Below are 17938 nucleotides of genomic sequence, written 5' to 3'. Positions count from 1 at the left end.
AGGAAGGATCTTCACCAGCAATGGCCGACGAGAACACTCCCCTCACGCCTGAAGAAGGCGGCGACATCGCCCAGCGTGTCGAGCCCGTCGGGCTCGAGACGGAGATGCAGCGCTCGTACCTGGACTACGCGATGTCCGTCATCGTGTCCCGCGCGCTGCCCGACGTCCGCGACGGTCTCAAGCCCGTCCACCGCCGTGTCCTGTACGCCATGTACGACGGCGGCTACCGCCCCGAGCGCGGCTTCTACAAGTGCGCGCGCGTGGTCGGCGACGTCATGGGCAACTACCACCCCCACGGCGACAGTTCGATCTACGACGCTCTGGTCCGTCTCGCCCAGCCGTGGTCGATGCGCATGCCGCTCGTCGACTCCAACGGCAACTTCGGCTCTCCGGGCAACGACCCCGCGGCCGCCATGCGCTACACCGAGTGCAAGATGGCGCCGCTGTCCATGGAGATGGTCCGTGACATCGACGAGGAGACCGTCGATTTCACGGACAACTACGACGGCCGCTCGCAGGAGCCGACCGTCCTGCCGGCCCGCTTCCCGAACCTGTTGATCAACGGCTCGGCCGGTATCGCGGTCGGTATGGCGACCAACATTCCGCCGCACAACCTGCGCGAGGTCGCGGCCGGCGCCCAGTGGTACCTGGAGAACCCGGAGGCCTCGCACGAGGAGCTCCTTGATGCGCTCATCGAGCGCATCAAGGGCCCCGACTTCCCGACCGGCGCGCTCGTCGTCGGCCGCAAGGGCATCGAGGAGGCGTACCGCACGGGCCGCGGCTCGATTACCATGCGTGCGGTCGTCGAGGTCGAGGAGATCCAGAACCGCCAGTGCCTGGTGGTCACGGAGCTGCCGTACCAGGTCAACCCCGACAACCTCGCGCAGAAGATCGCCGACCTGGTGAAGGACGGCAAGATCGGCGGGATCGCGGACGTCCGCGACGAGACCTCGTCCCGCACGGGCCAGCGACTCGTCATCGTCCTCAAGCGGGACGCGGTCGCCAAGGTCGTGCTGAACAACCTCTACAAGCACACCGACCTGCAGACGAACTTCGGCGCCAACATGCTGGCGCTGGTCGACGGCGTTCCGCGCACGCTGTCGCTCGACGCGTTCATCCGCCACTGGGTGACGCACCAGATCGAGGTCATCGTCCGCCGTACGCGCTTCCGCCTGCGCAAGGCGGAGGAGCGGGCGCACATCCTGCGCGGTCTGCTGAAGGCCCTGGACGCCATCGACGAGGTCATCGCGCTGATCCGCGCCAGTGACACCGTCGACATCGCCCGCACGGGCCTGATGGACCTCCTGGAGATCGACGAGATCCAGGCGAACGCCATCCTCGAGATGCAGCTTCGCCGACTGGCCGCCCTGGAGCGCCGGAAGATCATCCAGGAGCACGACGAACTCCAGGCGAAGATCACCGAGTACAACGAGATCCTCGCCTCCCCGGTCCGCCAGCGCGGCATCGTCAGCGAGGAACTCGCCGCGATCGTCGAGAAGTACGGCGACGACCGCAAGACGATGCTGGTGCCCTTCGACGGCGACATGTCCATCGAGGACCTCATCGCCGAAGAGGACATCGTCGTCACCATCACGCGCGGCGGTTACATCAAGCGCACCAAGACGGACGACTACCGGGCGCAGAAGCGCGGCGGCAAGGGCGTACGCGGCACGAAGCTGAAGCAGGACGACATCGTCGACCACTTCTTCGTCTCGACCACGCACCACTGGCTGCTGTTCTTCACCAACAAGGGCCGCGTCTACCGCGCCAAGGCGTACGAGCTTCCGGACGCCGGTCGTGACGCGCGCGGCCAGCACGTGGCGAACCTGCTCGCCTTCCAGCCGGACGAGGCGATCGCCGAGATCCTCGCGATCCGTGACTACGAGGCAGTGCCCTACCTGGTGCTCGCCACCAAGGGCGGTCTGGTCAAGAAGACGCCTCTGAAGGATTACGATTCGCCGCGTTCCGGTGGTGTCATCGCGATTAACCTTCGGGAAACTGAGGATGGATCAGACGACGAACTGATCGGAGCCGAACTCGTTTCGGCCGAGGATGATCTGCTTCTGATCAGCAAGAAGGCACAGTCGATCAGGTTCACCGCTACCGATGAGGCTCTGCGGCCCATGGGCCGTGCCACCTCGGGTGTCAAGGGCATGAGTTTCCGCGAGGGCGACGAGCTGCTCTCGATGAATGTTGTTCGACCCGGTACGTTCGTGTTCACTGCCACAGACGGTGGGTACGCGAAGCGGACCGCCGTCGACGAGTACCGCGTCCAGGGTCGCGGTGGCCTCGGCATCAAGGCCGCCAAGATCGTCGAGGACCGCGGTTCGCTCGTCGGCGCGCTGGTGGTCGAGGAGAGCGACGAGATCCTCGCCATCACGCTGTCGGGCGGTGTGATTCGTACGCGAGTCAGCGAGGTCAGGGAGACGGGCCGTGACACCATGGGCGTCCAACTGATCAACCTGGGCAAGCGCGATGCCGTGGTCGGTATCGCACGTAACGCCGAGGCGGGACGCGAGGCGGAGGAGGTCGACGGTGACGATGCCGTGGACGAGACCGCCGAGGGTGCCGCGACCACCGGCACGGACGAGGGTGAGTCGCCCTCGGCCGAGTAGCACGAGGAGTGAGTCATCGTGAGCGGAGCCACGGGCGCCGGATCGTCCAGTACCTCGACCGGTACGGACAAGGACGGCGGCGGCCGTGGCTCCGCCGCGGGTGCGACAGATTCGCACACGACCCAACTGCGCAAGGTCGAGGCGGACACGGCCGGTCCGCCCTCGCCCGACGCGCATGGATCCCAGGGGGGAACTGTGACGGACACCCGCGGTCCGCAGACCCGGCAGCACGAGGCCGGAGCGGGTCCGGCCGCTCCCGGCGCCCAGCCGCAAGCCCAGGCGCAGCCTCCGGTCGCCCAGCCCGCACCGCCGCAGGCGGCCTCCCCGCTCCCCGGTGAGCGGCAGCCGCAGCAGCCCACCGGGCCGTACCACCCGCCGCAGGCCTACCAGAACCAGGCCCAGGCCCAGGCCGCCCCTGCTCAGTCACCGGCGGGCGCCGTACGCCGGCCGCGCACCGGCGCGCGCACCACGCCCCGCATCCGCAAGGCACGTCTGCGCGTGGCCAAGGCCGACCCGTGGTCGGTCATGAAGGTGAGTTTCCTGCTCTCCATCGCGCTGGGCATCTGCACGATCGTCGCGTCCGCCGTGCTGTGGATGGTCATGGACGCGATGGGCGTCTTCTCCTCGGTCGGTGGCACGATCTCGGAGGCGACCGGCTCGAACGAGTCGAACGGCTTCGACCTGCAGTCCTTCCTGTCGCTTCCGCACGTCCTGACGTTCACGTCGATCATCGCGGTCATCGACGTCGTCCTCGCGACGGCTCTCGCGACGCTCGGCGCGTTCATCTACAACCTCTCCGCGGGCTTCGTCGGCGGCATCGAGCTGACGCTCGCCGAGGACGAGTGACGGACGTCGCTGATCAGCTCCGGATTACCGATTTTGGGACTGCGCACGTCGTGCGCTAATCTTCAGGAGTCAGCGCGCGGGACATACCGCAGAGCGCGGCGGGGCTATAGCTCAGTTGGTTAGAGCGCATCCCTGATAAGGATGAGGCCACAGGTTCAAATCCTGTTAGCCCCACCACCACGAAGACCCCCAGCCAATCATGGTTGGGGGTCTTCGGTATCTCTGCGGGGAATCATCGACGCCGTGATGACGTGGACGTGGTCGGACCATGGCGTCGTGCCTTCCGTGGGGGTTCATCTGCCCGGAGGATGGGTCCGCTCGCTGCGCCGACGCAGTGTTCGGACACGAGGCCAGGGGCATGGGCGGCTGGGTTGGCTCCGCCACAACGAAGACCCCCAACCGATTCCGGTTGGGGGTCTTCTGCGTGGGCGGTTGTGTACGCAAGATCGCCGTTGCGTCGGGGATGTGCGAGGCGGTGTCTCAGAGCTGAAGAGGAGCGGTCGGTGCGGGCGCCTCGGCGTCCGTCTGCATCTCGTCGAGCGGGCGCTGGCGGCAGCTGGGGGACTTGCCGTGGGCTTCGGCGCGGATGCGCTGTTTCATCGTGGGGGGCAGGGCCCTGGCGTAGCACGAGGACCAGTGGGACACCGTCGGCATGGTCACGGGCGCGGTGCGGTTGCCGGTCGCCTCGGTCTGAGGTACGGCCGCCGCAGCGTCCGTCGTGATCAGTCCGAGCGTCGTGCACAGCGCGAGGAAGGCGGTGACGATGACGTTCCACAGCTTCATGACCGGGTTCTGGGCCATGGCCCCTCACTTTCGGGTTGGGCGATTTGCGTACTTTGCTAATCATGTGTATGAGGGCTGCGAAGTGGTGGACCGACGCCCGCGACGCCTCGATCTTCGGATGAACACCACCCGTATGGGCGCAAGAGAGTAGAAAAGACAATGAGAGTGCCCAATCGGGGGCCAAAGTCACCGTCCGTGGAGATGTGATCACCCTCAGATCGGAGCGGTGACGTCCGGTTCTACTGCGGTCCGCCGGACGGGAGTTGGGGGTCAACACAGGTCACCGATCGGTCTCGGTCGGTGTGTATAGTCGGGCGGCAGAGGTCCCCTACGTCAAGGAAAGACGAGGTCGCGCGGTGAAGAAGCTTCTCCTGGTCGCACTGGCCGCCATCGGCGGGCTCCTCGTGTACCGCCAGATCCAGGCGGATCGCGCCGAGCAGGATCTGTGGACGGAGGCGACTGACTCCGTGCCCACGGGTTCGTGAGTACCGACATCCGGTTCTGAACAGACCCCGGCCGCCGAGCGGTCGGGGTTTTGTGTTGCCGCAGGGCCCGGAGGCGGGCGTTTCGGACGCTCGCACGCAATGCGCGGATGACGCGCGCTCCCGCGGGGCAGGATGGGCCACGGTCCGCAGTCCGGCAACGACGAGGGGTGGCGCGTGATGGGGCGGCGTACGGCGTGGTGGCGCGCCAGGGCATGGCGCGGTCGTCCGTCGACACACGCACGTACACGCGCGCGCGTGGCGGCCGTGGGAGCCGTCCTGTGCACAACAGCGGCGCTGGTGGCGTGGCCGGCCGGAGCCGCGGCGGCAGCCGGAACGCCGAGTGGCGACTACTCCTCCGCCTATGCCTTCGCGGAGGGCGCTCGGTCCGTCGAAGGCGCCAAGGGCACCACGGACGCCGAAACCCTCGAGCCCGGCAGGACGTACCGGAGCTCCCTCCCCAAGGGCGGGAAGGTCTACTACAGCCTCGAACTCGACGAGTTGTCGAACACCTACGTCTCCGCCACCGCCGTCCCTCGCCCGGGTGCCAAGCTCTCCGTCACCGACGGCATCAGGGTGTCGGTGCAGGACGCCGACAGCCACTCCTGTTCGTACGAGAGCGCGAGCTTCGGCGCCGCCCAGAGCCCGCACCCCATCACGGCATGGGGCGCACGGACGACCGCACCGGCCACCCCCGTATGCCAGGGCGCCGGCACCTACTACGTGGTCGTCGAACGCGTCGGCACGGCGGAGTCCTCCTCCGGCGCCTGGGACCTGGAGCTGGTCGAGGCGACCGAGCCGCCCTTGACCAAGGCGAGTGCGACGAGCTCACCCACAGCGTGGGACTCCGCATCGCCGGCGCCCCTCACCGGCCAGGCCAAGCACCGTCAGGGAGGCGCGGGGTTCAGCCGGGCCACGTCCGTGGGACAGGGCGTCTGGCGCGCCGACATCTCGCCCGGACAGACGCTCTTCTACAAGGTCCCGGTCGACTGGGGGCAGCAGCTGTACGCCACCGCCGAACTCGGCAGCCAGAGCGGCGACAGCCAGGGCTACGCGATCGACGCCCTGGACCTGGCGCTCTACAACCCCGTGCGCGCCTCCGTCGAGGGCGCGAGCGTCGGCTACGACGGGAAGCAGAAAACGGCCCCCCTCCCTCCCGTGCCGGCCGTCGACTACACCAACCGCTACGCCGCCGCCGACCAGGTGAACGGGATGCGGTTCGCCGGCTCGTACTACCTCGTGGTGCACCTGTCGGCGGGAGTGGCCGACGCGTTCGGCGACGGACCGTTCGGCCTGACGCTGCGTGTACGCCTCAAGGGCGCGCCGCAGGCCGGTCCCGGTTACGCAGGGCAGTCCGTGCCGTCGAACGCCTTCGAGGTCACGGCGCAGGACCGGCAGGCGGCCGCCGATGGCGGGGCCGGGGGCGGCGACGCCGCGATGAAGGCAGTCGCCGTGGGCGGAATCGGAGCGGGCACGGTCGTGCTCGTCGTGCTCGGGGTGTGGACGATCACGGCCCGGCGCCGGGCCGGGGCCTGGTGAAGCCGAGGGTCGGCGGCCGTCGGGGCAGCCCGGTGGCCTGTGCTCGGTGGAGGTTCAGATGCGGGTGAGCGCCCAGAAACCCACGGCGTAGCAGGCCAGCGCGAAGAGCAGTAGCGGAACCGCCACCCTGGCCGGAGGGCCGGACCGGCGTGCGGGCCGGGGGGCGCGGTGGTCGCGGCGCGTAATTTCCTGCGCGGAAGGCGGAACCTGCGGGACCTGGGCGGTGTACGAAGCAGTAGAGGCTTCAGCACGGTGGTGGGACATCGACAACGGATCCTGAGCCGGGTGCGGCGGCGCGGACGACCGGGAGGAGGGCAGAACATGCGTGGGGTCGTAGGGGGAGACCTGGGCGGACTGGTGTTGCCCGCCCTGGTGTGGCTGGGCCTGAGCCTCGACGTGGTCCGGTGGCGCCTGTGGTCCCGGAGCTCGGGGGGAGGAGACGGTGCTCTGCGGAGGCGGCAGGTGGAAACTGCCGGTGTCCGACATGCTGGGCGGCTGCGTGGCCGCGGACCGCTCCGGCCGGGACCCGGTGTCCTGACGGGGATCGGACGGAGGCACGACACCCACGGACGGTACGGAGCCGGCGTCCGACCCGGCCGACCGGGAGGCCGACTGGGAAGGTGCGTTTCCCTCAACGGGCCACGACGGCACCGCAGTTGCCCCGCTCACGGGAGCACCGGCCACCGAGCCCGTGTCACTCCCGCCGTTGCCGGGAGAACCCGGTCCCGCGCCCGCTCGCCTCTCCACACCCTGCGCGGGCTTGAGCGGCCCGCCAGGGGAGAACCCCGGTGGGAGCGGCCCGAGTTGGTCGAAGATCTCGATCAACTCGTCGTCCGGGCCCGGCTCCGGCAGGAGCTCCGAAGCCGAGGCGAGCGCCTTGCGCGCCCCCGTGGCCGTGCGGAACCGCGCCTGCGGGTCGGGCTGCAACAACGTCGCCACGACCTGCCACAGCGGCTCGGGAATGCCCTTGGGCGCACTCGGCGTCCCGTGCGCCGCAAAGTACTGCACGAGCGCCTTGGCGTCCGGCTTGGCGCCCTCCAGCAGATACAGCGCGACCAGCCCCACGGCGAACAGGTCCGCCGGGAAGTCCGGTTCGGCGCCCATCATCTGCTCCGGCGCGAGATAACCGGGCGTTCCCACCACGAGGTTGGTCTCCGTCAGCCGCGGCTCGCCCAGCCGCATGGCGATGCCGAAGTCCGACAACCGCAGCCGCGGCCGGCCTGTACCCGTGGCCTCCAGAAGCACGTTGGCGGGTTTGACGTCGCGGTGCACGACGCCCTCCGAGTGGACCGCGGACAGCCCCGACAGCAACTGGTCGAGCAGCGTGCAGACGAAGGCCGGCGGCAGGGGACCGTAGTCCCCGACCAGATGGACCAGCGAGCCGCCGGCGACCAGGTCCATCGTGAACAGGACCTTGTCGTCGTCGGCGGCCCAGCTGGCGGGCGCGAGCACATGAGGGTGATCGATACGCAGAGCCTGCTCACGCACGAAGCGCAGCAGTGAGTGAGCGTCGCGCTGCTGCAGGACCTTGGCCGCCACATAGCGGCGACGGCGGTGGTCCCAGGCACGCCAGACGGCGCCGACTCCTCCACGTCCGATCGGGTCGACCAGTTCGTACCGGCCGGCGAAGACCTCACCCATGGCTGTGCGTCGCTCCTCCCCCTTCGGCTACCCCCTTGCCTGCCCCTCGACGGGTGCTACGACTCCCCCTCGCACTGTTCCTCGATGAGAGACGCGTCGCTCCTCGATGAGAGATACAACCCTGCCCCTCGCGCTCTCCTCGGCCGTCGGCCCGGCAGCCGAACCCCCTTCGGCGACCGGGCCCCCGGCTCAGCTCTGGTGGGACTGGTAGTGCGCCACCGCGTCGGAGGTACGGCCGGCGCCGTACACCCGGAGGAACTCTGCCAGTTCCGGGTGGCTCGGGGCGAGAGTGTCCGCCGCCTCGATGATGTCGCCCGCGGCGGCCACCGAACGCAGCAGCGACTGGATCTCGCGGACCACCCGCTTGACCGTCGGCGCGCCCGAACTGCTCGTCGTGGTCGTGGTGTTGCTGAGCACGGAGCCCCCCTGTGACTTCTTGATCTCCTCCATGCGGTCGGTGGCCTCGGCCGCACTTACGCTGCCGTCCGCGACCTGCCCCGCCAGGTCCTGCAGCAGCTGCACCCGCTGCACGACGGCCGGGTTGCCGATCTTCGCCCGCTGCCCGCTCATCAGCTGTGACAGCATCGGAGCCGACAGTCCGAGCACCCCCGCGAGACGGGCCTGATTGAGGCCCAGATCATCTATGAGCTTACGGAAGAGCGCCCCCAGCGGCTCCCCGTACCAGTTCCGCTGCAGTTCCCGCGCTCTTGCGGTCGCTTCCTGCTGTGCGGCGTCCATTGCGTCTCCCCATCGCTTCCCCAAGTACTGTGGTTCGCTGTAGCGAACCACGCCGAGCATCTTACGGAGAGTGGTCGCCCGCGGGGACCCCCAATCTTTTTGCGAGATCCCGGGGGTGACCCGGTACTCTGGTCAGCGACGCCCGCCGGTACGTGGTTCTCCCGGCTGGACGCTTCACTTCCGGGGCCTTAGCTCAGTTGGTAGAGCGCTGTCTTTGCATGGCAGATGTCAGGGGTTCGACTCCCCTAGGCTCCACCCCACAAGCCCCTCCGACCTCAGAAAATCCTGGTCGGAGGGGTCTTTTCGTCCCCACCACCGAAAGCGCCGAGCCTGCCGCCGACCCAGTGGCGAACGTGATGGCCGGCCGCCGCACCTCCTCCGACGACCGGCGCCTGAGGGCCCATCAGGGCGTAGGACTGCTTTCGTAGCCGGTGCCGGTGAGGACCCGTACCGCGCCACGTCGGCGATGTCGTCCGGAGCGACGCAGGCGTTCGATGAGCCGCCGTACAGAGCCGCCACCGAGCCATCGCGTCGAATGTCGCCCGGGCAAGCCTGCCCGCCCCACTCTCACGCGCCTGCGTGACGTGCGTCACGCGAATGTACCCGAGGGCTTTGCGGAAGTTTGCGCAAATCGATGGTGTCCGTGAGGCCGCAGAGGCCGCCCCGCAGGTGACCGACGTGGCGACAGGGTGGCGAACCGCGGCGCGCAAGCCTGGCGTGAGCTGGCGTGAACGGAGAATCGTAATCAGAAGAACGCGCTCCGTTAAGAAAGTCTGTGCGGGCCTTGCACACGCGGCCCGTTGCAAACGTCATCGTGGACGGAAGGCGTAAACACGCGCCGTCCCGAGGCCGCCACAGATGCCACAGGCCTCGCCTTGCTCAGGAGAGGCAAGACAGTTCGTGACCATCGACCTTGCCGGTGATGTGCTCATCGCGGCACTCGCCCTAAGGGTGTTCGGCCGCGACGCGGTCGTCCTGCTGCGCCGCATGGCCGCAGCCGGCGTGCGGGCCGGCATCAGCGAAATGCACCGGGACCTGAACGAGGGTGCCGACAACGCGCGCGAAAGGGGGCAGGCATGACCCAAGACCACCCGCCCCAGGCACCCCGCGCCCAGCGCACGCAGCAAAAACTGCCACCGGACTTCGAGGCCTTCCACCAGATGTACCGGCCGCTGTACGTGAACTGGGCCAAATCCTGCCTTGGCAACCGCCACGACGCCGAGGAAGCCGTCGACGCCGCCTTCGAACAACTCCTCAAGTCCTGGAGCGCCGTCCTCTCCAAAGAAAGCCCCGCCGCATACGCCTGGCGCGTCCTCAGGAACGCCACCATCGACCTCTCCAGAGCCCGCCACCGTCGCCCGGCACTCATGGGCGAAGCCGCCTTCGAAACCGTGGCACTCGCCCAAGCCGCCGACCCCATCAGCCAGTTCGAGGAAAGCCTCGGCCTCTACGAAGCGATCGGCCAACTCCCACCCCGCCAGAAGGACGTCGTCCTCCTGCACTTCGGACTCGACTACAGCATGGTCGAAATAGCCGACGCACTCGGCATCACCCCCGCCGGCGTACGCTCCACCGTCCGCCACGCCAAACGACGACTGCAGCACGCATACGGCGTGAAGAGGAACCTCACAGCCGCACGCACCAGCGAGGAAGGACAAATCGATGACCTCGCACATTGACGAACTCCTCGCCCGCGCACGCCTGAACCGCGAGCCCTGCACCCAAGCCGCCATCGACGCCGCAGCCCGGCGCCTGGCCGCCCGCGCCGCCACCCCCGAACCACCCCCACCCACCACGTCGACACCCGCGCCACCCGCGGCCGACGACCTCCAGACCCTCTGCGAAACCGTCATCACCCACACCGACGCCCTCGCCGACCTCGAACTCTTCCTCGCCCGCGCCCGACTGCCCGAACCCCCCGGAGCCCGCGTCCTCGGGTGCATGCTCCAACTCTCACAACGCGAGGAATCCGCCCGCTTCTGGTGGCAGTACGCCGCCGGAGCCGGCGACCCCGCCGCCAGCTACTGCCTCTACCTCCACCACCGCGCGCTCGGCGAGGACGAACCCGCCGACTGGTGGCACGCCCAGCACGCCCAGCACACCTCCGCCGAGGACGAAGACGAAATCACCACCACACTCCGCGTGCTGCGCGCCCTCAAGCCCGACAACTCACCCGTCCCCGACCCCGTCAACGCCGTCCTGCACTACGTCCCCGCGGCCATCGCCTACGTCGACGACGACCTCGACCTCCCCCTGCCCGACCCCGACTTCACCGACCGCATACGCGCCCTGTCCGCACCCACCCGCGTCACACCCCAACGTGGCCGCGGACCCACCTCACTGCCCCACCGCCGCCGCACCCGCTCACGAGACCGGCATGGTTCCACGTGAAACATCGCCGTGGGGCGGGAGACCCACAAGTCTCCCGCCCCACGGCACAGTTCGACCGACCGGACGTCACCGCCCCTCGTCGCGCTGAGCGGCCTCCTCCTCGGCCTCCTTCGCCTGCACCTCGGGATCCAGCACGGACTGGCCACTGCCGTCCACCGACGTCAGCCGACTCGACTCGGGCACCTCCGTCGCCGCAGGCGGCTCCACCAGCCAGTCCGGGTTGGCCTGCTTGTCCCACCACTTCCAGGCAGCGAAAGCACCACCCGCCAGAGCACCGAGCACCAGCAGCACCTTCGCGGCACGACCGGCCCTCGCCCGCCGCTCATGCCTGCGGGCCAGCTTCTCAATCTCCTTCGGCGAGACCTGACCACGCAGCGCAGCCAACGCGGCAACGCCACGCGCAGTGGCCTCGTCCCTCACAGGCCCGGCCGCAGCCACCGCCTGCTCAATCCTCGGCCGCGAATACTCCGCCGCCTGCCGGGCAGCCAGACGAGTACGGGCGGCAGCATCATGGGCGGCCTGGTCGACCATCGGCGGCACATGAGTACGGGCCTGCTCGAGGCGCGGCGCGACATGGGCGTCGTACTGGACACGAGCCTGATCGGCCGCCAGCGACACCTTCGGCGCAAGCCGTACGCGTGCCTCGTGTGCGTAGTGCGCGGCCCTGTCCTTGGCCGTGTCGGCGTAGGGCGCCACCACTTCCGCGGCGTGCAGCACGCTGTCCTTCGCCGAACCGGTCGCGGCGCGCACGCTGTCGATGCGGGTCACGGGTTCCTCCTCCTCGGTGGCGTACGGTAATTCGACTTTCCACCCTTTTACGGATCATGCCTGTCAACGGACCCCGGGGCATGTGAGGGCGGGCATCCGGGTCATGCACACCGACTCCAGACGATCTCCCAACAAGAGCTGATCAAGAGCCGATCATGTCCAATAGAGGATGAATACGGGGCAACGGGCGCTTGTCGTCGACAATGCCACGGATCGCCGCCGAGCGCCCCCGGCCCGGGCGTACTCGCCCGGATTTCTGCACCCACCCACCCCCGCAAACGCACCCAGAAGCCGACGCCGGGCGACGCGCGGCGCGGACCGTGCGAGGATCGGGGGGTCACAGGAAGACAACGGAAGGCAGATCGTGGCTGAGCAGCTTTACGCCACCCTGAAGACCAACAATGGCGACATCGAAGTCCGGCTCCTGCCGAACCACGCGCCCAAGACGGTCCGGAACTTTGTCGAACTCGCCACGGGCGAGCGTGAGTGGATCAACCCCGAGACGGGCGCGAAAACCACGGACAAGCTCTACGACGGCACGGTCTTCCACCGGGTGATCAGCGGATTCATGATCCAGGGCGGAGACCCGCTGGGCAACGGCACCGGTGGTCCCGGCTACCAGTTCGAGGACGAGTTCCACCCCGACCTCTCCTTCAACAAGCCCTACCTGCTCGCCATGGCCAACGCCGGACCGGGCACCAACGGCTCCCAGTTCTTCATCACCGTCGCCCCCACGACGTGGCTGAACCGCAAGCACACCATCTTCGGCGAAGTCACCGACGCGGCCAGCCAGAAGATCATCGACGCCATCGCCACCGCGCAGACCAACCCGCGCACCGACCGCCCGGTCAACGACGTCGTCATCGAGTCGGTCGTCGTCGAGACCCGCGAGGGCTGAGTCTCCCGCACGGCAGGAACCAAACGCCCCGCTCATCCGTAAAGATGAGCGGGGCGGTGCAATTTGTGCCGAGCACCCGGACGACGACCCAGGGGACAGCCATGGACCACGCGGCAGGCAGCTCGCAGGACGCCCAGAGCCTGCCCGGCTGCTACCGCCACCCCGACCGCGAGACCGGCATCCGCTGCACCCGCTGCGAGCGCCCGATCTGCCCGGAGTGCATGGTCAACGCCTCCGTCGGCTTCCAGTGCCCCGAATGCGCCCGCGGCGACTCCGGCACCGGACACACACCGGCCGCCTCCCGGCCCAGAACCATCGCCGGCGGCACGGTCACGCGCGACCCACGGCTCGTCACCAAGATCCTCATCGGCCTCTGCATCGCCGCCTACCTGGTCCAGGTATCCGTGGGGGACAGCTTCACCAACCACTTCGAAATGCTCGGCAAGGCCTCCGCCAACGGCTTCCCGCCCTACGAAGGAATTGCCGAAGGCCAGTGGTACCGGCTGCTTACCGCGATGTTCCTGCACGCCAGCCCGATCCACATCATCTTCAACATGCTCAGCCTCTGGTGGCTCGGCGGCCCCCTGGAAGCCGCCCTCGGCCGCGCCCGCTACACCGCCCTCTACTTCGTCTCGGGCCTCGCGGGCAGCGCACTCACCTACCTCCTCGCCGCCCCCAACCAGCCCTCGCTCGGCGCCTCCGGCGCGATCTTCGGCCTCTTCGGCGCCACCGCGGTCCTGATGCGCCGCCTCAACTACGACATGCGGCCGATCATCGCCCTGCTGGTGATCAACCTCATCTTCACCTTCGGCTGGGCCAACATCGCCTGGCAGGCCCACATCGGCGGCCTCGTCGCCGGCCTCATCACCGGCTACGCCATGGTCCACGCCCCACGCGAGCGCCGCGCCCTCGTGCAGTACGGCACCTGCGCCCTGGTTCTGGTCGTCGTGGTCGTCCTGACCCTGCTCAGAACGGCCCAGATCACCTGACGTGCCCGGTTGTCCACACCGGGTGGCGAATCTTGTGCATGGAGTGGGGGAACAGCTGTGCCCCCTGTCACCGGCCCGCGTTTCTGCAGGTCAGGCAGGGGGCGAACTGGTTTTCCAAGGTGGGTGTGACAGTCGTATCGGCGTCAACACCGGACTGGTTATCCACAGATCGTCGTTCTATCCCCAGGGGCCTGTGGATATTGCTCTGGCTGTGGATAACTCAGCGGATACCCCTGGGTAGAGCTATGTCCACCGTGGCGAGGCGCTCGCGTAATGCTTACGCGGGACTTACTTCCACTGCGTGGAGACGCCGAATCCGGCGGCGATGAAGCCGAAACCGACCACGATGTTCCAGTTGTCCAGGCTGTCGATGGGCAGCGAACCGTCCGTCACATAGAAGACGACGATCCAGGCGAGCCCAATGAGGAACATGGCCAGCATCACGGGAGCGACCCAGGCGCGGCTGTTCAGCTTGATGCTGGTCGCCTGCTTCGCCGGCGGTGGCGTGTAGTCGGCCTTCTTGCGGATACGTGACTTCGGCACGAGGGTCTCTCCTGTCGATGCGCTGCGTGGCCGCGCAGGGAACTGTGGCTGGCTCCGGGGCAGCGTACAAGGGGACTCTTAGCGCTCCCCCGGGCGTCCGTTAGCGTAGTGCTTCCGCGGCGCCGAAGGAGATAAGGGTACGTTGAGCAATTCTGCCGACTCCCCCCAGGACGGATCCAGTCCTGCCGCCGGGCGCCGTTTCAGGCCGGTGCGGGTGCTCACGGTGGCCGTCTTCGCTCTCGCGGGGCTCATTTTCTTCACCAGTTTCAATACGGCCAAGGGCACCAATATCCGCACGGACACGTCCCTGCTGAAGCTTTCCGACCTCATCCAGGAGCGCAGCCGCAAGAACAAGGAGCTGGACGAGTCCAACGCCTCCCTGCGTGGCGACGTCGAGTCGCTGGCCGAGCGCGACGACGGCAGCACCAAGGCGGAGGACGAGAAGCTCGCCGGTCTGGAGAAGAGTGCGGGCACGCAGAAGGTGAAGGGCGAGGCGATCACCGTCACGCTGAACGACGCCCCGCCGAACGCCACCGCCAAGCTTCCCGGCTACCCCGAGCCGCAGCCCGACTACCTGGTCATCCACCAGCAGGACCTGCAGGCCATGGTGAACGCGCTGTGGCAGGGCGGTGCCAAGGGCATCAAGATCATGGACCAGCGTCTGATCTCCACCAGTGCCGTGCGCTGCGTGGGCAACACCCTGATCCTGCAGGGGCGGGTCTACTCGCCGCCGTACAAGATCACGGCGGTCGGTGACCCGGACAAGCTGAACCAGGCGCTGTCGGCGTCGAAGGCGATCCAGAACTACATGGTGTACGTGAATGTCTACGGCCTCGGCTGGAAAGTGACGGAGGACGGGACGGTGACTCTGCCCGGCTACTCGGGCACAGTGGATCTGCACTACGCCCAGCCCGTGGAGTGATCTGAGCCGTTCGGGAGCTGCCGGTGCGCGTTGTCGTGAGGACCGTCAGCGAACTGTGCATCACGGTCGGGGCACTGATCTGCCTGTTCGTCGTCTACGTGCTGTTCTGGACCGGTGTGCGGGCGGATGGTGCGATGGACCATCAGATCGATGTCCTGCACGACCAGTGGGCGAAGCAGACGGCGCAGCCGAAGTCGACGGCCGGGAGTTCCGCCGTACCGAAGAAGCCGGCGCCGTACACCCCTGGCAAGCCGTTCGCGATCATGTACATCCCGCGGCTTGGTTTCACGTGGAACAAGCCCGTGCTCGAGGACACGGCCGTGGGCACCCTGAAGAAGGGGCTCGGGCACTATGCGAACACCGGGCAGCTCGGGCAGGTGGGGAACTTCGCGGTCGCCGGTCACCGGCGTACGTACGGCGATCCGTTCGTGGACTTTCCGAAGCTGCGGCCGGGGGATGCGGTGGTGCTGACCGACGGGACCACCTGGTTCACGTATCGGATCGACAAAGGGCCCTACAAAACCGTGCCGACGGACGTTGAGGTGATCGACCCTGTGCCACGTAAGTCGGGGTATACGCGTGAAGGCCGGTATCTGACGCTGACCACGTGCGATCCGGAGTGGGGGCACAGTCATCGGCTCATCGTGTGGGCGCACCTGGACGGCACACAGCCTGTGGAGGAAGGCAAACCGGCGGCGCTGCGCCGTTAGTCTGGTGCGGGTACGGCGTGAGTCCGGTGCCGTGGTGGAACGGAAGGGACGGCATGTACGGCTGGATCTGGCGGCATCTGCCGGGAAACGTGTGGGTGAAGGCGCTGATCTCACTCCTGCTGGTCCTGGTCGTGGTCTACGTCCTCTTCCAGTACGTCTTCCCGTGGGCCGAACCGCTGCTGCCCTTCAACGATGTGACGGTGGACAACCAGTGAGTGCGCGGATTCTCGTCGTCGACAACTACGACAGCTTCGTCTTCAACCTGGTGCAGTACCTGTACCAGCTGGGCGCCGAGTGCGAGGTGCTGCGCAACGACGAGGTGTCGACCTCGCACGCCCAGGACGGCTTCGACGGCGTGCTGCTGTCGCCGGGCCCGGGCACGCCCGAGGAGGCCGGCGTCTGCATCGAGATGGTGCGCCACTGCGCCGCGACGGGTGTCCCGGTCTTCGGTGTGTGCCTCGGCATGCAGTCGATGCAGGTGGCGTACGGCGGTGTGGTGGACCGTGCGCCCGAGTTGCTGCACGGCAAGACCTCGCTGGTCGAGCACGGGGGCAAGGGCGTCTTTGCGGGCCTGCCGTCGCCCTTCACGGCGACGCGCTACCACTCGCTGGCCGCCGAGCCGGAGACGGTGCCGGCCGAGCTTGAGGTCACGGCGCGGACGCACGACGGGATCATCATGGGCCTGCGGCATCGTGAACTCCCGGTCGAGGGTGTGCAGTTCCACCCGGAGTCGGTGCTGACGGAGCACGGCCACCGGATGCTGGCCAACTGGCTGGTGGAGTGCGGTTACGAGGGTGCCGTGGCGAGGTCTGCGGGGCTCGCCCCGGTGGTGGGCAGGGCCACGGCGTGACCGCGCTGCGCCCCGAGCGCGAGTCCGGCGCCTCGTACGGGCAGGAGCCGTACGGGGCGTCCGGTGCGTACGAGGCGTCTGGTTCTTTCGAGGCTTCCGGTACGGCCGGTGCGTTCGAGGAGTGGGGCGGAGATCCGGCGGGGCAGCACGGGGCGTATGTGCCGGTCGGCGACGAGGCGTACGCGGTGCCGGTCGACGGGGGCTATGCGGCGCCTGTCGACGAGGGTTACGTGGCGCCCGTAGAGGTGGATGAGGCGTACTTGCCGCCCATCGACGAGGAGACGGTGGCGTTGCGGATACCGGAGCCGCCGTCGAGGGGGCCCACATCGCCGTCTGCCGCCTCAATGACCTCATCCGCCACAGGAACCACTCCGGGCGGCCGAGCGGCGCGCAGAAAGGCCGCCAAGCGCCGTCATGGGCGTCACGGGGGCCATGGGGGGCCTGGAAGCTCTCGTGCGGACTCGGAAGTCGGCGAGGAGGCGGCCTCCGGGGCTTCCAGGGCGCCGTTGTCGCGTGTGGAGGCCCGGCGGCGGGCGCGTGCCCGTAAGGCCAGTCCGGGTGTGGTCGCCAGCCGGGCGATCGGTGAGGTGTTCATCACCACCGGTGTGCTGATGCTGCTGTTCGTGACCTACCAGCTGTGGTGGACGAACGTGCGGGCGCATGCGCAGGCGGACAAGGAGACGAGCACCCTTCAGGACGACTGGGCGAGCGGCAAGCGTGCGCCGGGTGAGTTCGAGCCGGGGCAGGGCTTCGCGATCCTCCACATTCCCAAGCTGGATGTGGTCGTGCCGATCGCGGAGGGTGTCAGCAACAAGAAGGTGCTCGACAAGGGCATGGTCGGGCACTACAGCGAGGGCAAGCTGAAGACGGCGATGCCCGACGCGAAGACCGGCAATTTCGCGCTCGCGGGGCACCGCAACACGCACGGCGAGCCGTTCCGGTACATCAACAGGCTTCAGAAGGGCGACGAGGTCGTCGTCGAGACGCAGGACAAGTACTACGTGTACAAGATGACGTCGACGCTGCCGGTGACGTCGCCGAGCAATACGAGCGTGATCGGTCCCGTGCCGCCGCAGTCGGGTTTCACCAAGCCGGGCCGGTACATCACCCTGACGACCTGTACTCCGGAGTTCACCAGCAAGTACCGCTTGATCGTCTGGGGCAAGATGGTCGAGGAACGGCCGCGCAGCAAGGGCAAGCCGGATGCGCTCGTCGACTAGGGG

General features: G+C 68.1%; 19 protein-coding genes and 2 tRNA genes. 16 read left to right on the top strand and 5 right to left on the bottom strand.

Going from position 1 to position 17938, the window contains the following annotated elements; translation table 11 throughout:
- The first annotated feature begins 20 nt into the window (after positions 1-20).
- The 3 genes from gyrA to ACFY1L_RS34590 all read left to right on the top strand — a co-directional run bounded on the left by gyrA (position 21) and on the right by ACFY1L_RS34590 (position 3638).
- On the top strand, positions 21-2615 hold the full coding sequence (gene gyrA, locus ACFY1L_RS34600) for a DNA gyrase subunit A (RefSeq protein ID WP_388833036.1): 2595 nt from the start codon (positions 21-23) through the stop codon (positions 2613-2615).
- Between the two features lie 18 nt (positions 2616-2633).
- Positions 2634-3461 carry a DUF3566 domain-containing protein gene (locus tag ACFY1L_RS34595; protein WP_388833032.1) on the top strand — a complete coding sequence of 276 codons (828 nt, stop codon included), beginning with the start codon at positions 2634-2636 and terminating at the stop codon, positions 3459-3461.
- A 100-nt stretch (positions 3462-3561) separates the two neighbouring features.
- Positions 3562-3638 (top strand) — tRNA-Ile (locus tag ACFY1L_RS34590).
- Positions 3639-3941: 303 nt separating this feature from the next.
- Here ACFY1L_RS34590 and ACFY1L_RS34585 read toward each other — a convergent pair.
- Positions 3942-4262 carry a DUF6344 domain-containing protein gene (locus tag ACFY1L_RS34585; protein WP_388833030.1) on the bottom strand — a complete coding sequence of 107 codons (321 nt, stop codon included), beginning with the start codon at positions 4260-4262 and terminating at the stop codon, positions 3942-3944.
- A 338-nt stretch (positions 4263-4600) separates the two neighbouring features.
- On the opposite strand from ACFY1L_RS34585, the gene ACFY1L_RS34580 reads away from it, so the two are divergent.
- Positions 4601-4729 (top strand): DLW-39 family protein, encoded by a 129-nt coding sequence (locus ACFY1L_RS34580; protein ID WP_003999697.1) that lies wholly within the window; start codon positions 4601-4603, stop codon positions 4727-4729.
- Between the two features lie 255 nt (positions 4730-4984).
- A complete protein-coding gene (locus ACFY1L_RS34575) occupies positions 4985-6265 on the top strand; it encodes a hypothetical protein (protein ID WP_388833027.1) in 1281 nt (426 codons plus the stop codon).
- A gap of 54 nt (positions 6266-6319) precedes the next feature.
- On the opposite strand, the gene ACFY1L_RS34570 is transcribed toward ACFY1L_RS34575, so the two are convergent.
- Both ACFY1L_RS34570 and ACFY1L_RS34565 read right to left on the bottom strand, forming a co-directional pair.
- Positions 6320-7906 (bottom strand): protein kinase, encoded by a 1587-nt coding sequence (locus ACFY1L_RS34570; RefSeq protein WP_388833024.1) that lies wholly within the window; start codon positions 7904-7906, stop codon positions 6320-6322.
- 189 nt (positions 7907-8095) lie between these two features.
- Positions 8096-8644 carry a DNA-binding protein gene (locus ACFY1L_RS34565; protein WP_361268038.1) on the bottom strand — a complete coding sequence of 183 codons (549 nt, stop codon included), beginning with the start codon at positions 8642-8644 and terminating at the stop codon, positions 8096-8098.
- Between the two features lie 182 nt (positions 8645-8826).
- On the opposite strand from ACFY1L_RS34565, the gene ACFY1L_RS34560 reads away from it, so the two are divergent.
- From ACFY1L_RS34560 to ACFY1L_RS34545, 4 genes are all read left to right on the top strand, one after another.
- Positions 8827-8899, top strand: a tRNA-Ala gene (locus ACFY1L_RS34560).
- A 645-nt stretch (positions 8900-9544) separates the two neighbouring features.
- On the top strand, positions 9545-9724 hold the full coding sequence (locus ACFY1L_RS34555) for a hypothetical protein (protein WP_388833021.1): 180 nt from the start codon (positions 9545-9547) through the stop codon (positions 9722-9724).
- Complete coding sequence (locus ACFY1L_RS34550) at positions 9721-10323, top strand: RNA polymerase sigma factor (protein ID WP_388833018.1); 603 nt, start codon at positions 9721-9723, stop codon at positions 10321-10323. The genes ACFY1L_RS34555 and ACFY1L_RS34550 overlap by 4 nt, the downstream gene beginning before the upstream one ends.
- Positions 10307-11035, top strand: coding sequence for a hypothetical protein (locus ACFY1L_RS34545; protein ID WP_388833015.1), 729 nt, complete (start codon positions 10307-10309; stop codon positions 11033-11035). Before ACFY1L_RS34550 ends, ACFY1L_RS34545 begins: the two co-directional genes overlap by 17 nt.
- Before the next feature lie 66 nt (positions 11036-11101).
- On the opposite strand, the gene ACFY1L_RS34540 is transcribed toward ACFY1L_RS34545, so the two are convergent.
- Positions 11102-11803 (bottom strand): DUF5324 family protein, encoded by a 702-nt coding sequence (locus tag ACFY1L_RS34540; protein ID WP_388833013.1) that lies wholly within the window; start codon positions 11801-11803, stop codon positions 11102-11104.
- 364 nt (positions 11804-12167) lie between these two features.
- On the opposite strand from ACFY1L_RS34540, the gene ACFY1L_RS34535 reads away from it, so the two are divergent.
- Both ACFY1L_RS34535 and ACFY1L_RS34530 read left to right on the top strand, forming a co-directional pair.
- Positions 12168-12701 (top strand): peptidylprolyl isomerase, encoded by a 534-nt coding sequence (locus ACFY1L_RS34535; RefSeq protein ID WP_388833010.1) that lies wholly within the window; start codon positions 12168-12170, stop codon positions 12699-12701.
- 101 nt (positions 12702-12802) lie between these two features.
- A complete protein-coding gene (locus ACFY1L_RS34530; RefSeq protein WP_388833008.1) occupies positions 12803-13690 on the top strand; it encodes a rhomboid family intramembrane serine protease in 888 nt (295 codons plus the stop codon).
- 288 nt (positions 13691-13978) lie between these two features.
- Here ACFY1L_RS34530 and crgA read toward each other — a convergent pair whose 3' ends face one another.
- A complete protein-coding gene (crgA, locus tag ACFY1L_RS34525) occupies positions 13979-14233 on the bottom strand; it encodes a cell division protein CrgA (RefSeq protein ID WP_361268058.1) in 255 nt (84 codons plus the stop codon).
- 142 nt (positions 14234-14375) lie between these two features.
- Between crgA and ACFY1L_RS34520 the strand changes: the two genes are divergently transcribed.
- From ACFY1L_RS34520 to ACFY1L_RS34500, 5 genes are read left to right on the top strand one after another with little or no spacing between them, the layout of a single operon-like run.
- Positions 14376-15155 (top strand): DUF881 domain-containing protein, encoded by a 780-nt coding sequence (locus ACFY1L_RS34520; protein WP_388833005.1) that lies wholly within the window; start codon positions 14376-14378, stop codon positions 15153-15155.
- A gap of 23 nt (positions 15156-15178) precedes the next feature.
- Positions 15179-15865 (top strand): class E sortase, encoded by a 687-nt coding sequence (locus tag ACFY1L_RS34515; RefSeq protein WP_388833002.1) that lies wholly within the window; start codon positions 15179-15181, stop codon positions 15863-15865.
- Between the two features lie 17 nt (positions 15866-15882).
- Positions 15883-16080, top strand: a complete 198-nt coding sequence (locus tag ACFY1L_RS34510; RefSeq protein WP_361268067.1) for a hypothetical protein — start codon at positions 15883-15885, stop codon at positions 16078-16080.
- The gene (locus tag ACFY1L_RS34505; protein WP_383600699.1) at positions 16077-16715 is read left to right on the top strand and encodes an aminodeoxychorismate/anthranilate synthase component II; all 639 of its coding nucleotides are present in this window, start codon (positions 16077-16079) and stop codon (positions 16713-16715) included. Before ACFY1L_RS34510 ends, ACFY1L_RS34505 begins: the two co-directional genes overlap by 4 nt.
- Positions 16712-17935: a class E sortase gene (locus ACFY1L_RS34500; protein ID WP_388832997.1), complete on the top strand. Its 1224-nt coding sequence runs from the start codon at positions 16712-16714 to the stop codon at positions 17933-17935. The genes ACFY1L_RS34505 and ACFY1L_RS34500 overlap by 4 nt, the downstream gene beginning before the upstream one ends.
- Positions 17936-17938 lie beyond the last annotated feature (3 nt).

Source organism: Streptomyces sp. NPDC001663, from assembly GCF_042893105.1.
In the GTDB taxonomy this organism is placed as follows: domain Bacteria; phylum Actinomycetota; class Actinomycetes; order Streptomycetales; family Streptomycetaceae; genus Streptomyces.
Note: the sequence above shows the minus strand (reverse complement) of the source record. Positions and strands in the feature narration are given on the sequence as shown.

Bases quoted from the DNA above. Each gene is read 5' to 3' on its own strand.
- ACFY1L_RS34550 (WP_388833018.1), top strand. From the start codon at position 9,721: ATGACCCAAGACCACCCGCCCCAGGCACCCCGCGCCCAGCGCACGCAG.
- ACFY1L_RS34565 (WP_361268038.1), bottom strand. From the start codon at position 8,644: ATGGACGCCGCACAGCAGGAAGCGACCGCAAGAGCGCGGGAACTGCAG.
- ACFY1L_RS34530 (WP_388833008.1), top strand. From the start codon at position 12,803: ATGGACCACGCGGCAGGCAGCTCGCAGGACGCCCAGAGCCTGCCCGGC.
- ACFY1L_RS34570 (WP_388833024.1), bottom strand. From the start codon at position 7,906: ATGGGTGAGGTCTTCGCCGGCCGGTACGAACTGGTCGACCCGATCGGA.
- ACFY1L_RS34585 (WP_388833030.1), bottom strand. From the start codon at position 4,262: ATGGCCCAGAACCCGGTCATGAAGCTGTGGAACGTCATCGTCACCGCC.
- ACFY1L_RS34545 (WP_388833015.1), top strand. From the start codon at position 10,307: ATGACCTCGCACATTGACGAACTCCTCGCCCGCGCACGCCTGAACCGC.
- gyrA (WP_388833036.1), top strand. From the start codon at position 21: ATGGCCGACGAGAACACTCCCCTCACGCCTGAAGAAGGCGGCGACATC.